This is a genomic window from Frateuria sp., assembly GCF_035943815.1.
Classification (GTDB): domain Bacteria; phylum Pseudomonadota; class Gammaproteobacteria; order Xanthomonadales; family Rhodanobacteraceae; genus Frateuria_A.
Genome location: NZ_DASZBU010000015.1, coordinates 185,192 through 199,944, shown reverse-complemented (window position 1 = coordinate 199,944; position 14,753 = coordinate 185,192). Strand labels below are relative to the sequence as shown.

Sequence of the window (14,753 nt, the reverse complement as noted above, 5' to 3'; positions counted from 1 at the left end):
GGCGCTAGCCCTGGTAGGCGCCGTAGCTACGCAGACGCCGGTAGCGCTGCTCCAGCAGGTCGCCTGCGGGAACGGCTTGCAGTTCGTCCAGCTGGTTGAGCAGCACGGCCTTCAGGCGGATCGCCATCGAGCGCGGGCTGCGGTGGGCGCCGCCCAGCGGCTCGCGGATGACCTTGTCGACCAGGCCGAGCTCGAGCAGGCGCGGTGCGGTCATGCCCAGCGCCTCGGCGGCGTCGCGGGCCTTGTCCTGGCTCTTCCACAGGATCGACGCGCAACCCTCGGGCGAGATCACCGAATAGGTCGAGTACTGCAGCATGTTGACGCGATCGCCCACGCCGATCGCCAGCGCGCCGCCGGAGCCGCCCTCGCCGATCACCGTGCAGACGATCGGGGTCTTCAGGTCGGCCATCTCCAGCAGGTTGCGCGCGATCGCCTCGCTCTGGCCGCGCTCCTCGGCGCCCACGCCCGGGTAGGCGCCCGGGGTGTCGATGAAGGTGAGCAGCGGCAGGCCGAAACGCTCGGCCATCTTCATCAGGCGCAGCGCCTTGCGGTAGCCCTCCGGGCGCGGCATGCCGAAGTTGCGGCGCACCTTGGTCTTGGTGTCGCGGCCCTTCTGGTGGCCGATGATCATCACGGGCCGGCCATTGATACGGCCCAGGCCACCGACGATGGCGGCGTCGTCGGCGTAGGCGCGGTCGCCGGCCAGTTCCTGGAACTCCTCACAGATCACGCCGATGTAGTCCAGCGTGTAGGGACGCGCCGGGTGGCGCGAGAGCTGGGTGACCTGCCAGGAATTGAGGTTACGGAAGATCTCGGCCGTCTTGACCTTGAGCTTCTCGCGCAGGCGCGCGACTTCGTCGTCGATGTTGAACGCCTGGCCGTGGCTGGCGTGCCTCAGTTCTTCGACTTTCGCTTCCAGTTCGGCGATCGGCTGTTCGAAATCGAGGAAGTTGGGGTTCATTCGCGGGCGGTTCGTGACGCGGAGCGGACCAGTATAGCCGGGGTAGCTAGGCCGGCGGGAACGGGGGCGTATGGGCGCCAGGCCGATCGCCTCGAGCCTGGCGAAAGGGAGTAGAGGCCGGAAGGCTGCTCTTTGGCCTCGGCCTTGCGCCCAAGGGAAAGCTCTTCCCCCTTCCCGGCGCCTCGGATCAAGCGTCGGCCTTGACGATCCTGAGCTTGGCCGCCTCAACCCACGACAGCCCGCGCAGCGCGCGTAGCAGGTCGGGAACGGCGTTGACCCGCCAGTCCTCGCCCAGCTCCAGGTCGGCCTGCGCGGTGCGGTTGTGGTAGCCGTGCAGCAGCACGGTGGCGCGGCCGCCGCGGTAGCCGGCCAGGGCCTGCCTGAGTTCCTGCTCGAAGCCGGGGCCGATGCCGTTCAGCTTGACCCGGAGCGCGCGCGCATGGCGGCGGCAGGCGTCGGCCAGGGTCATCGCGCCACGCGCGCGCAGCTGGAAGCCGCCGCCGGAGAAATCGTCGATACGCAGGCCGCCCTCGACGATCAGCATCTCGTCGCGGGTGAGCAGCGGCGCCACCTGCTGGTAGAGCTCGCCGAAGAAGCTCACCTCGATGGTGCCGGTGCCGTCTTCCAGCCGCACGAAGGCGTCGCTGTCGCCGCGCTTGCGCACGGCGGTGACCATGCCGGCGACGGTCCAGGGCGTGTCGGGACCGCGGCGGAAACGGTTCTCCTCGCCCTCGCTCCGGCGCGGACGCGGCGGCTGGTAGCGCTCGGCGATCTCGCCCAGCGGGCAGGTGGACAGCTGCGCCAGTTCCTCGCGCCAGGGATCGGTGGGATGGCCGGAGAGGTAATGGCCCAGCGTGTCGCGCTCGCCCTGCAGCTTCTGCTCCAGCGGCCACTCCGGCGCGGTGGGCAGTTCGATCTGCACCACCGGCGCTGCACTCTCCATCGATGCGCCGAACATGTCGTTCTGGCCCGACTGCTTGTCGCGCAGGTGCTGTTCGGCCGCCTTGATCGCGTCGGGCAGCTGCAGCATCAGGCTGGCGCGGGTGGGTGCCAGCGCGTCCAGGCTGCCGGAGAGGATCAGCGCCTCGAGCACGCGGCGGTTGAGCTTGGTTGGATCGACGCGGCGGCAGAAATCGGCCAGGTCCTTGTACGCGCCGCCGCGCCGGCGCTCCTCGACGATCGACTCGCAGGCGCCCTGGCCGACGCCCTTGATGGCGCCCAGGCCGTAGCGGATGACGCGCGGCTCGACCGCGACGAACATGAAATCCGACGCGTTCACGTCCGGCGGCAGGATGGTCAGCCCGATCGCGCGCGATTCGTCCAGGAACGTCACCGCCTTGTCGGTGTTGTCCATGTCCGAGGAGATCGTCGCGGCCATGAACTCGGCCGGGTAGTGCGCCTTCAGCCAGGCGGTCTGGTAGGACACCAGCGCGTAGGCGGCCGCGTGCGACTTGTTGAATCCGTAGCCGGCGAACTTCTCCATCAGGTCGAAGATCTGGTCGGCCTTTTCGCCGGAAAGCCCGTCCTTGGCCGCGCCCTCGCGGAACTTGGCGCGTTCCTTCGCCATTTCCTCGAGCTTCTTCTTGCCCATCGCGCGGCGCAGCAAGTCGGCGCCGCCGAGCGAGTAGCCGCCCACGATCTGCGCCATCTGCATCACCTGCTCCTGGTAGACCATGATGCCGTAGGTCTCTTTCAGGATCGGCTCGACGCGCGGGTCCGGATACTCCACTTCCTCGCGGCCGTGCTTGCGCGCGACGAAGCTGGGTATGAGGTCCATCGGGCCGGGGCGGTACAGCGCAACCAGCGCCACGATGTCGCCGAAGCGGTCCGGCCTGGCGTCCTTGAGCATGCGCTGCATGCCGGAGGACTCGAGCTGGAACACCGCCACCGTCTGCGCGCGCTTGAGCAGTTCGTAGGTCGGCGCGTCATCCAGCGGCAGCGCGGCGATGTCCAGCGGTTCTTCGCCGGCCTTCGCGCGGCGTTCGTTGATGGCCTTCACCGCCCAGTCGATGATGGTGAGCGTACGCAGGCCGAGGAAGTCGAACTTGACCAGGCCGACAGCCTCGACGTCGTCCTTGTCGTACTGCGTCACCACGCCCCCGCCGCCCGGTTCGCAGTACATCGGCGCGAACTCGGTGAGCGGCCTGGGGCCGATCACCACGCCGCCGGCGTGCTTGCCGACGTTGCGGGTGAGGTTCTCCAGCTTGAGCGCCAGGTCTACCAGCGTGCGCGCCTCTTCGTCCTGCTCGTAGAGTTCGCAGAACTCGCGCACGACACGGTCCGGTTCCTTCTTTGACTTCTCCGAGCGACCGAGCGCGTCGGAGAGCGTCAGGTCCAGCGGGCGTGGCGGAATCAGCTTGGCGATCTTATCGACCGCGTTGTAGCCCATGCCCAGCACGCGGCCGGAGTCGCGCAGCACCGCCTTGGCCGCCATCGAGCCGTAGGTGATGATCTGGCTGACGTGTTCGCGCCCGTACTTGCGCGCCACGTAGTCGATCACCTCGTCGCGGCGGTCCATGCAGAAGTCGATGTCGAAGTCCGGCATCGACACGCGCTCGGGATTGAGGAAGCGCTCGAACAGCAGGTCGAACTGCAGGGGGTCCAGGTCGGTGATCTTGAGCACCCAGGCGACCAGCGAACCGGCACCCGAGCCGCGGCCGGGCCCCACCGGGATGCCGTTCTGCTTACCCCAGTTGATGAAGTCGGCCACGATCAGGAAGTAGCCGGGGAAGCCCATGCGGATGATGACGTCGAGCTCGCGCTCCAGTCGCGCCTCGTAGTCGGCCAGCGTGTAGCCGGGCGCCAGCGGGTTGGTGGCCAGGCGTTCGGCCAGGCCGGCGCGCGCGGTCTCGCGGATGTAGCTGTCGAGGTCGTAGCCCTCCGGCACCGGGAAGTCGGGCAGGTAGTAGGTCCCGAACTTGAGTTCGAGGTTGCAGCGCTTGGCCAGCTCGACCGTATTGTCCAGTGCCTCGGGCAGGTCGGCGAACAGCTTCGCCATCTCGGCCGGGGTCTTGAGGTATTGCTGGTCGGAGTAGTCGCGCGGGCGCTTGGGATCGGCCAGCACGCGGCCCTGGTTGATGCACACGCGCGCCTCGTGCGCCTCGAAGTCGTCCTGCTTGAGGAAGCGCACGTCGTTGCTGGCCAGCAGCGGCAGCTCCAGCGCGTCGCCCAGCGCCAGGGCGGCGGTGTTCCAGGCCTCCTCGCCCTCGCGGCCGCAGCGGGTGAGTTCCAGGTAGAGCCGGTCGGGGAACAGGCGCGTCAAAGGCTGCAGCTTCGCGGCCCCGGCATCCACGCCCTGGCTCACTGCGATGCGGCCGACCTCGCTCTCGCGGCCGAGCAGCGCGATCAGGCCACCGGTGGCCTCGCGCGTCAGCCAGCCGGCCTCGACCAGCGCCTTGCCGCCGTGCTGGCCTTCGCGCCAGGCGCGCGAGACCAGGCGCGAGAGGTTGAGATAGCCCTCGCGGTCCTGGCATACCAGGGTCAGGCGCCACGGGCGCGGATCGTCCGGCGAGCCGATCCACAGGTCGCAGCCGCCGATCGGCTTGATGCCTGCGCCGCTGCACGCCTTGTAGAACTTCACCAGCGCGAACATGTTGCTGTCGTCGGTGAGCGCCACCGCAGGCATGCCTTCGCGCACGCAGGCATCGACCAGCGCCTTGATGCGGATGGTCGAGTCGACCAGCGAATACTCGCTGTGCAGGTGGAAATGGACGAAGCGTGCGGACATCAAGGACTCGGGAGCATCCCCCGGTGAGTCCGTGAAGGCTACGCTGCGGCGCCCGTTTCCCACAAGCTTGACAGCGATGGCGGCTGCTGCCGCCGGCGTTCAGTGCACGAAGAACCGCTCGCCGTCCTCGTTCCATTCGACATAGTGGTCGAAGCCACTGGTCGCCAGCGGCTGGCGGTCATAGTCGGCGTGGGGAGGAGCGGGGCTGGCCGGTACGGTCACGTCGTCCGGGCGGGGCTCGACGGTGGGCGCGGTGAACGGTTTCAGGCTGGAACGTACGTGAAAGAAGCGGGACAACATGACGCGACTCCTGCGGAGCATCCGCGGTGGAGAGAACAGCGTCCGTGCGTACACTGGAGAGGGTCGGGATGACCCACATCCACGATGGATAGGATGCGCCCATCGCGGCGAAAGTTGCATAAACCTTCGGCCTATTTTTGTGTCCCGCCCGGCGACCGCACGCAAGCCTGCGGCGCGATGCGTCGATGGATTTCAAGCAGCGCCGGCCTGTGCGTCGAGCGACACATCGGCCTGCCGACGGAGCGCGACCTGCATGTGGGAACGGACCGCGCCGACGGGCGCGATCCGCCCGGTGTCAGAACAGCGTGCCCTGGTCGAGCAGCAGCTTGACCGGCGCGAAGCTGCGCCGGTGCAGCACGCACGGGCCCAGCCGCTTCAGCGCGGCGAAGTGTTCCGGCGTGGAGTAGCCCTTGTGGCTGGCAAAACCATAGCCGGGATGATGGCCATCGAGCGCGCACATCAGGCGGTCGCGGGTGACCTTGGCGATGATCGATGCGGCGCTGATCGCCGGCACCAGCGCATCGCCGCCGACGATGGCGCGGCCCGGGCAGGGCAGCTCCCTTGGCAACTGGTTCCCATCCACCAGCGCCTCCTGCGCCGCCAGTTTCAGGCCCGCCACGGCACGGCACATGCCCACCATGGTGGCCTGGAAGATGTTGATGCGATCGATCTCTTCCACCTCGACCAGCACCACGTGCCAGGCCAGCGCTCGCTCGACGATCTGAGCGTAGAGCGCCTCGCGGCGGGCCTCGGTGAGCTTCTTGGAATCGTCCAGGCCCCGGATCCGGCGGCGCGGATCGAGGATCACTGCGGCGACCGCAAGAGGGCCGGCGAGCGGGCCCCGGCCGGCTTCGTCGACTCCGGCAACGAACTGGGCGGCCTTTGGGCGGGACCTGCGCGGGCGCATGGGCGAGCCGGCTTCATCCGGCTCGGCGACGGGAAGAGGAAGTACGGCAATTTCATCGAGGCCGTCAGGCGACACGGCGGACCTCCAATAGTTCGGCCACGGCAGCCGCGGCGCGTTCGCCGGCGCCACCTTCGTCCGTCCCGCGCAACGTCCGATGCAACTGTTCGAAGGCGGCCACCACTTTCCCACGCCGTTCGCTGTCGGCGAACAGCGCCAGCGTGGCCTCGGCCAGGTTCGTCGCGGTGCAGTCGTCCTGCATCAGCTCGGGCACCAGCATTTCCTCGCCCATCCCGCAGGCGCGCGCCAGGATGTTGGGCAGCGCGTAGACGTCGGTCTTGAGCATGTCGAGGGCGCGGGCGATGCGGTAGCTCCAGGGGGACACGCGGTAGCCGACCACCATCGGCCGCTTGGCCAGCATCGCTTCCAGCGTTGCGGTGCCGGAGGCGAGCAGCACCACGTCGGCGGCCAGCATGGCCTCGTGGGCGTGACCATCGAGCAGGAGCGGCGCCTGTTCGCCTTGCGGAAGCATGGCCTTCAGCCGCGCATGCACCTGCGCGTTGGCGGCCGGAACCACCACGCGCAGGCCGGGCAGGGCAGCGGCCACCCGCTGCGCGGCGTCGATGAAGACGGCGCCGAGGCGCTCGATCTCGGAAGGCCGGCTGCCGGGCAGGACCGCCAGTACGGGCGCATCGTGCGGCAGCCGCAGGGCATCGCGCGCACCCGGGCGATCGGACACCAGCGCGAAGTGGTCGGCCAGGGGATGGCCGACGAAGCGCGCATCGATGCCGTGGCGCGCGTAGATCGGCGGCTCCATCGGAAACAGGCAGAGCACGCGGTCGGCGCTGTGGCCGATCTTCTCCGCGCGCTTCTCGCGCCATGCCCATACCGAAGGGCTGACGTAGTGCACGGTGCGCACGCCTGCTTCCTTCAGGCGGCGCTCGACGCCCAGGTTGAAGTCCGGCGCATCGATGCCGACCACCACGTCGGGGCGCGCCCGCAGCAGCCGCTGCAGCAACGCCTTGCGCAGGCGCAGCAAACGCGGCAAGTGACGGATCACTTCGGCGAAGCCCATCACCGACAGCTCGCGGATGTCGTACCAGGATTCGAACCCCTCACGCTGCATGCGCGCCCCGCCGATGCCGACGAAGCGGGCATCCGGGTAGCGCCTGCGCAAGGCCGCCACGAGCTCGGCGCCGAGCTGGTCGCCGGAATCTTCGCCGGCGATGAGGGCGATGAGGGGAGAAGGGCTCATGGCGGAAGTGTAACGGCGCAGGGTGGCCAGGGGGCCAGGCCGATGCCGCCTCTCGCAGACTGCTCAGCGTGCCAGCGAACGCTCGCTGCGATCGAGGAACTCCAGCATTTCGCGGACGTCGTCGTTGTCACCGGACTGCGTGGTCAGCTGCTGGCGGGCTTCAGGCAGGGAGAGCCCGGCCATGTACAGCGTGCGGTACGCCCGCTTGATCGCCGAGATGCGCGTGGCATCGAAGCCGCGGCGCTTCAGGCCCTCGCTGTTGATCCCGCGCGGGCGGCCCTGCTGCTCGTTGGCCATCATCACGAACGGTGGCACGTCCGAGCCAACCAGGCAGCCCATGCCGATGAACGCGTGTGCGCCGACCTTGCAGAACTGGTGCACGCCGGCGTAGCCGGAGATGATCACCCAGTCACCGATCTCCACGTGTCCGGCCAGCGCCGAGTAGTTGGAGAACACCACGTGGCTGCCGACCTGGCAGTCGTGCGCGATATGCACGTAGGCGAGCAGCCAGTTGTCGTCGCCGATGCGCGTGCAGCCGCCGCCTTCGCCGGTGCCGCGGTTGATCGTCACGAATTCGCGGATCAGGTTGCGATGGCCGATCACCAGCTCGGTGCGCTCGCCGGCGAATTTCTTGTCCTGCGGCGCGCCACCGATCGAGGCGAACTGGCAGATGCGGTTGTCGCGGCCGATCCTGGTGGGGCCCTCGATCACCACGTGCGGACCGATCGTCGTGCCTTCGCCGATTTCCACCTCCGCACCGATCACGCTGTAGGCACCGACGGCGACGTTGCGCCCGATGACGGCGCCCGGATCGATCTGCGCGGTGGGATGGATCATTTGTCGGACCTCGCCGCGCACATCAGCTCGCAGCTCGCCACTTCCTTGCCATCGACCAGCGAGCGGGCTACGAACAGGCCCATGCCGCGCATCAGGCGCTTGAGCGAGACCTCCAGTCGCAGTTGGTCGCCGGGCACCACCGGCGCGTTGAAGCGCGCGTTGTCGACCTTGGCCAGGTAGAACAGCGGGCTGCCCTGGTCGCCCCTCATGCGGCTGGAGATCTGAGTCAGCAGGCCCGCCGCCTGCGCCATCGCCTCGACGATGAGCACGCCAGGCATCACCGGGTGGCCCGGGAAGTGGCCCAGGAAGAAGTGCTCGTTGATCGTGACGTTCTTGAGCGCCACCACGCTCTTGTCCGGCACCAGTTCGATCACGCGGTCGACCAGCAGGAACGGGTAACGGTGGGGCAGCAGATGCTGGATCTGCTCCACGTTCACCGGCATGTCCCACGTCGCGGGGGTATCACTCATCGTTACTGTCCTTCTCCAGCGCGGCCAGGCGGCGCGCGTACTCATCCAGGTGCTTGAAGCGGGCGGCGTTCTTGCGCCATTGCCGGTTGTCCTGCAGCGGCACGCCCGAGGAATACTCGCCTGGCTCGCGGATCGAATGCGTTACCAGGCTCTTGGCGGTAATGGTAACCCGGTCGGCCAGTTCCAGATGCCCGAGCACGCCGGCATTGCCGCCGATCTGGCAATAGCGGCCGATCTTCGCGCTGCCGGCGACCGCCGCGCAGCCGGCCATGGCGGTGTGCGCGCCGATCAGCACGTTGTGGGCGATCTGGATCTGGTTGTCCAGGCGCACGTCTTCTTCGAGCACGGTGTCTCCCAGGGCGCCGCGGTCGATGGTGGTGTTGGCGCCGATCTCGCAGTCGTCGCCGATGCGCACGCCGCCCAGCTGGGGGATTTTCACCCAACCACCCCCATCAGGAGCGGCACGCTCGAAGGCCAGGCCGAAGCCATCCGATCCGATCACCGCGCCGGGATGCACCAGCACGCGCCTGCCCAGCGTGACGCGGATCACCAGGGTCACCCGCGCGACCAGCCTAGACTGCGCGCCCACCACGCAATCGGGGCCGACGATGCAGTGCGGGCCGAGGATGGCGCCATCCTCCACGACGGCGCCGTCCTCGATCACGCAATGCGGGCCGACGCTGGCGCTCGCACTGACCCTGGCGCTCGTGGCGACCACCGCGCTCGGATGGATGCCGCGCGGCGCGGCGGGCAGGCGTTCGAACAGCGCGGCGAGCCGGGCGTAGGCGACGTAAGGGTCGGCGGCCACCAGGGCGGCCGTGGGGCAGTCGGCCAGGCAGTCTTCGCGCAGCACGACCACGCCGGCACGGGTCGCCTTCATCTGCGCGGCGTACTTGCCGTTGGAAAGAAAGCTCAACTGGTCAGGCTGCGCCGAGGCCAGCGTGCCCACGCCGGTGATCCGCCGCGTGCCGTCGCCATGGAAGGCGAGGCCGAGCTTCCCGGCCAACTCGGCCACTGTGTAGTTGTGCTCGCTCATGGGCGCTCCGGTTGAGGCGGCCATTGTAGGCGAGGGCGCGCGGCCGCACGACGCCGCCGAGATCCGCCCCGCCCCAAACGAAAGGCGCGGCCCGCAGGCCGCGCCTCGGTCTTCATGCCGGCGGCCGGATCAGAACTGGCTGCCGAAGGTGAACTGGATGCGCTCCTCGTAATGGCGGTCTTCCGGCTTGGAGCGGATCGGCGTGGCGAAGTTGATGATCAGCGGGCCGATCGGTGCCTGCCACTGCAGGGCGATACCCGCCGAAGCGCGCAGCTCGCTCGCGTTGAAGCTCTGATAGTTGCGGAAGGCGTTGCCGACGTCGACGAAGGCGGACACGCGCGCGGTGTTGATGTCCTTGAGGAAGGGCAGCGGGATGAACACCTGCGCCGTGCCCAGCACCTTGAAAGCGCCGCCGATCGGCTGGGCGTACTGGTAGTAGCCGTTGGAGCAGGTGCCGTTGGCGCCGGGCACGCTGGTGGCGCCGGATGCGCCGATGCACACGCGCGGGCCCAGGGTGTTGTCCTGGAAGCCGCGCACGTCGCGCACGCCGCCCGAATAGAAGTTCTCCCAGAACGGGAAGTCGTACTTCTGGCCCGCCACGAAATCGCCGAAGGTGCGGCTGTAGGTCTGGCTGCCGTAGCTTTCGCCATAGCCGACCTGGCCGTCCAAATAAAGCACGAAGCCGCCGCCGATCGGCCAGTAGTGGTTGGCCTCGCCCATGAACTTCCAGTACTGCACGGTCGAGCCGGGCAGCGCCACCTCGGTGCTGGCCGAGAGCAGGCCGCCGCGGGTGGGCGCCCAGTAGCCGTTGCGGGTGTCGTGGTTCCAGCCCAGCGTGCCGGTCCAGGTATGGATGGTCCGGTTGCCGACCGCGTTCTGGTAGTCCACCAGCACCTGCGGGGTGACTCCCGGGTAGGTGTTGATCTTGTTGCTCGACAGGCCCATGCCCACGCGCAGGCCGTCGGTCTCGCTGATCGGGATACCCAGGTAGCTGGAGAACGACTTGGTGCTGTTCTGGTAGTTGGCGAAATCGGTATTGCCGTAGTCGGTCTTCGAGTAGGTGGCCGTGTAGCCGATGCCGATGCCGTTGTCGGTCAGGTACGGGTTGTAGTAGCTGGCGGTGACGCGAGAGTAGTAGCTCGAATGCTCCGCGCCCACGCTGAAGCTGTCGCCGGTGCCCAGAAAGTTGTTCTGAGACACCGAGGCGTTGAGGATCATGCCCGAGTACTGCGAGTAGCCCACGCCGAACATCAGGCTGCCGGCGGACTGCTCCTCCACCTTCACCGTCACGTCGACCTGGTCCTCGGTGCCGGGAACGCGCTGCTTGTCGATGTCGACCTTCTTGAAGTAGCCAAGGCGCTGCAGGCGGATCTTGGAGCGGTCGAGCGCGGCCTGCGAGTAGAAGGTGCCTTCGAGCTGGCGCATCTCGCGGCGCAGCACGTCGTCCTCGGTGCGGGTGTTGCCCTGGAACACCACGCGGCGCACGTACACGCGCTGGCCTGGCTCGATGTAGAGGGTCAGGTCGACGGTGCGCTTTTCCTTGTCCAGCTTCGGCACCGGGGTGACCTTGGCGTACGCGTAGCCGATATTGGCCAGGATCGCCTTGATCGCGTCGGAACTGGCTTCCACCGCCTTGCGGTTGAAGGTCTGGCCCTTCTTGATGAACACCAGCTGGCGCAGCATGTCTTCGGGCAGGATCAGCTCGCCCAGCAGGTGGACGTCCGAAACGGTGTAGATCTCGCCTTCCTTGACGCTCGCGGCGATGTACATGGCGCGCTTGTCAGGGGCGATGGTGACCTGGGTGGAATCAACGCCGAAGTCGGCGTAGCCGCGGTCCATGTAGTAGGACTGCAGCTTCTGCAGGTCGCCGGAAAGCTTTTCGCGCGAGTACTGGTCGTCCTTGGAGTACCACGACATCCAGTTGGTGGTGTCCGATTCGAAGTCCGCGCGGATCTGCTTGTCGGTGAAGGCGGTGTTGCCGACGATGTTGAGCTGCTTGATCTTCGCCGCCTTGCCCTCGCGGATCTCGATGTCGATCGCCACCCGGTTGCGGTCCAGGCGCGTGACGTGCGGATCGACCGAAACGTTGTACTTGCCGCGGTTGTAGTACTGGCGGATCAGCTCCTGCCGCACGCGGTCCAGCGAGAGGCGGTCGAAGGTCTCGCCCTCGGACAGGCCGATCTCCTTGAGGCCCTTGCGCAGGTCCTCTTCCTTGATGTCCTTGTTGCCGCGCAGCGAAAGCTTGGCGATGGAGGGGCGCTCGACCACCTTGATCACCAGGATGTTGCCCTCGCGCGAGAGTTCCACGTCGCTGAAGAACTTGGTCTGGTAGAGGGCACGGATCGCACGCTCGGCCTCGTCGTCGGTGAGGCGGTCGCCCTTGTTGATCGGCAGGTAGTTGTACACCGTGCCGGCCGAGATGCGGTTGAGGCCATCGATACGGATGTCGGAGACGACGAACGGCTCGAACGCCAGGGCGTTCGCGGAGAGTGAGGCGAGCAGGAGCAGGGCGGCGATACGCTTCATCGTCGATTCCGGTGGGTTATTCCGACGGGCGGCCTTGCGAGCCGTTCCGAGCATGGGCCTTGTGAGGGAGGAGGCGAGCCCCGTCCCGGAACGCATCCGCACCCGCCCGGGGCGTCGCTGCCGCCGGTAGGCCGATAGCCGCGGGGAAGGGCGCGCACGTCACGAAAGCAGGGTGCGGTGTATGTCGTTGTAGAACGCCAGTCCCATCAGCGTGAACAAAAGGACCAGGCCGATGTACTGGCCGATCATCTGGGTCCGCTCGCTTACCGGGCTGCCTTTGACCAACTCGATAAGGTAATACAGCAGGTGTCCGCCGTCCAAGACGGGGATCGGCAGCAGGTTGAGGATCGCCAGGCTCAGCGACACCAGAGCCAGGAAGTTGAGGAACCAGGGCAGGCCCATCTGTGCCGACTGGTTGGCGACCTGGGCTATGCCGATCACGCCGGAGAGGTTGCGGGTGGAGGCCTGCCCGCTGACCATCTTGCCGATCATGGTGAAAGTCTGGCGGGTGCTGTCCCAGGTGGCCTGCAGCGCGGCACGCAGCGCCCTGGCCGGGCCGTAGCGGCGCACCGCCCTCTCGGCGCCCACGCCCACCGACCACTGTTTCGGGCTTCCCTCCAGGGACTCCCACCGCGCCAGCACGGGCAGGTGCAGCAACTGCCCGTTACGCTGCACGGTGATGTCCAATTGCGGCGACTTGGGCGCCGCCTCCTTCACCGCCTTGGCGAAGGCCTCGAAGTCGGCCAGCGGCGTGCCGTTGACGGCTACCAGGACGTCACCGACCCGCATGCCGGCGCGCGCGGCCGGCTGGTCGGGCATCACCTGGCCGGCGATCGCAGGGAGCGGCGCGAGCTTCAGGCCCAATGTGTCGAAGTACTGGTCGATGCTGCGTCCGGCCGGCAGTTCCTGCAGCGGCAGCACCACGTCGCGTTGCCTGCCGTCGCGTCCACGAACGACCAATGGCAGCGGTTCGCGGCCGAGCAGGGCGGTGGCGACGTCGTCCATCGCATCGCTCATGGTGGTTACCGGCTCGCCATCCACGCGCAGCAGGCGGTCGCCGGCCTGGATGCCAGCCTTCGCGGCCATGCTGCCGGGCGCGGCGGTCACCACGGGCGCGGCGTCCGGGCGCCCCAGCATGAACATCAGCCACAGCGCGGCCACCGCGAAGACGAGGTTGAAGCCCGGGCCGGCGGCCACGATGGCGATGCGTTTCCACACGCTCTTGCTGGTGAATTCCACCTCGCGCAGGGCGGGGTCGACCTCGCCCTCGCGCGCGTCGAGCATCTTCACGTAGCCGCCCAGCGGGATCATCGCGACCTGGTATTCGGTGCCGTCGCGGCCGATCCGCCTCCAGAGCGCCCGGCCGAAGCCGACCGAGAAGCGCAGCACCTTGACGCCGCAGCGGCGCGCGACCCAGTAGTGGCCGAATTCGTGAAAGGTCACCAACACGCCCAGCGTGACCAGCAACCAGAACACCGAGCCGAAGAAGAGATTCATCGAAAACCTGGGGCAAAACTTCTTTGATGGTGCGAGCTTATCAGCAAGCCGTGCGCAACTTGCGTCGCGCGGCGGCACGCGCCCGCGCATCGCGTTCACGCAAGGTCGGGACATCGACCACGGGCTGGGGCGGCAGTTCCGCAAGCACGCCCTCGACCAGGTCGGCAATCGAGAGGAACGGCAGCGCGCCGGCCAGGAAGGCTTCCACTGCCACTTCGTTGGCCGCGTTGAGCATGGCTGGGGCGTCGCCGCCCTCGCGCAATGCTGCGAAGGCAAGCGCCAGGCACCGGAAGGTCTGAAGGTCCGGCTGCTCGAAGGCCAGCGGTGCGCAGGCGGTGAGGTCCAGCGGGGCCACACCGGCCTCGATGCGCTCCGGCCAGGCCAGCGCGTGGGCGATCGCCGTGCGCATGTCGGGGTTGCCCAGCTGGGCCAGCACCGAGCCGTCGACGTACTCGACCATCGAGTGGATCATGCTCTGCGGGTGCACCACCACCTCGATCCGCTCGGGTGCGGCGCCGAACAGGTGGTGCGCCTCGATCACTTCCAGGCCCTTGTTCATCAGCGTGGCCGAATCGACCGAGATCTTGCGGCCCATCACCCAGTTCGGATGCTTGCAGGCCTGCTCGGGGGTGACCCCGGCGAGCTCGGCGCGGCTCCTGCCGCGGAACGGGCCGCCGGAGGCGGTGAGGATCAGCCGGCGCACGCCCTTGGCATCGAGCTCGGGCCGGCCGCCGGGCAGGCACTGGAAGATCGCGTTGTGTTCGGAGTCGATCGGCACCAGCACGCCGCCGCCCTCGCGCAGCGCGGCCAGCAGCAGCTCGCCGGCCATCACGATCGATTCCTTGTTGGCCAGCAGCAGGCGTTTGCCCGCGCGGGCGGCGGCCAGCGTCGATTCCAGCCCGGCGGCGCCGACGATGGCGGCCACCACCGTGTCGCACAGCGGGCCGGCCGCCGCGGCGGTGATCGCCTCGGTGCCGCTGGCCACCTCGCAGCGCACGCCGGCGGCGGCGAGCCCGCGGGCGAGGGCGGCTTCCAGCGCGGGGTCGGCGATGATCGCCAGCTCCGGCCGGTGCACCGTGCACAGCGCGACCAGCGCCTCGACATTGCGGTGGGCGACCAGCACGCTGGCGCGGAAACGCTGCGGGTGGCGGGCGATCACGTCCAACGTGCTGCCGCCGATCGAACCGGTGGCGCCCAGCACGGCGACGCGGCGGGGCATGGCGACAGCTGCAGGTACCGT

General features: G+C 68.2%; 11 protein-coding genes. All 11 read right to left on the bottom strand.

Annotation, left to right across the window (positions count from 1 at the left end; translation table 11 throughout):
• Nucleotides 1-4 precede the first annotated feature (4 nt).
• Nucleotides 5-961, bottom strand: a complete 957-nt coding sequence (locus tag VGU65_RS11545; protein WP_327475851.1) for an acetyl-CoA carboxylase carboxyltransferase subunit alpha — start codon at nt 959-961, stop codon at nt 5-7.
• 187 nt (nt 962-1,148) lie between these two features.
• On the bottom strand, nt 1,149-4,691 hold the full coding sequence (dnaE, locus tag VGU65_RS11540; RefSeq protein WP_327475849.1) for a DNA polymerase III subunit alpha: 3,543 nt from the start codon (nt 4,689-4,691) through the stop codon (nt 1,149-1,151).
• A gap of 96 nt (nt 4,692-4,787) precedes the next feature.
• Complete coding sequence (locus tag VGU65_RS11535) at nt 4,788-4,988, bottom strand: hypothetical protein (protein WP_327475847.1); 201 nt, start codon at nt 4,986-4,988, stop codon at nt 4,788-4,790.
• A 295-nt stretch (nt 4,989-5,283) separates the two neighbouring features.
• The gene (rnhB, locus tag VGU65_RS11530; RefSeq protein WP_327475845.1) at nt 5,284-5,895 is read right to left on the bottom strand and encodes a ribonuclease HII; all 612 of its coding nucleotides are present in this window, start codon (nt 5,893-5,895) and stop codon (nt 5,284-5,286) included.
• A gap of 64 nt (nt 5,896-5,959) precedes the next feature.
• On the bottom strand, nt 5,960-7,147 hold the full coding sequence (lpxB, locus tag VGU65_RS11525; RefSeq protein WP_327475843.1) for a lipid-A-disaccharide synthase: 1,188 nt from the start codon (nt 7,145-7,147) through the stop codon (nt 5,960-5,962).
• A gap of 63 nt (nt 7,148-7,210) precedes the next feature.
• Complete coding sequence (lpxA, locus tag VGU65_RS11520) at nt 7,211-7,984, bottom strand: acyl-ACP--UDP-N-acetylglucosamine O-acyltransferase (RefSeq protein WP_327475841.1); 774 nt, start codon at nt 7,982-7,984, stop codon at nt 7,211-7,213.
• The gene (fabZ, locus tag VGU65_RS11515) at nt 7,981-8,454 is read right to left on the bottom strand and encodes a 3-hydroxyacyl-ACP dehydratase FabZ (protein WP_327475839.1); all 474 of its coding nucleotides are present in this window, start codon (nt 8,452-8,454) and stop codon (nt 7,981-7,983) included. Before fabZ ends, lpxA begins: the two co-directional genes overlap by 4 nt.
• The gene (lpxD, locus tag VGU65_RS11510; RefSeq protein ID WP_327475837.1) at nt 8,447-9,490 is read right to left on the bottom strand and encodes a UDP-3-O-(3-hydroxymyristoyl)glucosamine N-acyltransferase; all 1,044 of its coding nucleotides are present in this window, start codon (nt 9,488-9,490) and stop codon (nt 8,447-8,449) included. The genes fabZ and lpxD overlap by 8 nt, the downstream gene beginning before the upstream one ends.
• 129 nt (nt 9,491-9,619) lie before the next feature.
• A complete protein-coding gene (gene bamA, locus VGU65_RS11505; RefSeq protein WP_327475835.1) occupies nt 9,620-12,016 on the bottom strand; it encodes an outer membrane protein assembly factor BamA in 2,397 nt (798 codons plus the stop codon).
• A gap of 159 nt (nt 12,017-12,175) precedes the next feature.
• Nucleotides 12,176-13,513 (bottom strand): RIP metalloprotease RseP, encoded by a 1,338-nt coding sequence (rseP, locus tag VGU65_RS11500; RefSeq protein ID WP_327475833.1) that lies wholly within the window; start codon nt 13,511-13,513, stop codon nt 12,176-12,178.
• A 40-nt stretch (nt 13,514-13,553) separates the two neighbouring features.
• Nucleotides 13,554-14,732, bottom strand: coding sequence for a 1-deoxy-D-xylulose-5-phosphate reductoisomerase (locus VGU65_RS11495; RefSeq protein ID WP_327475831.1), 1,179 nt, complete (start codon nt 14,730-14,732; stop codon nt 13,554-13,556).
• Between the last annotated feature and the right edge of the window lie 21 nt (nt 14,733-14,753).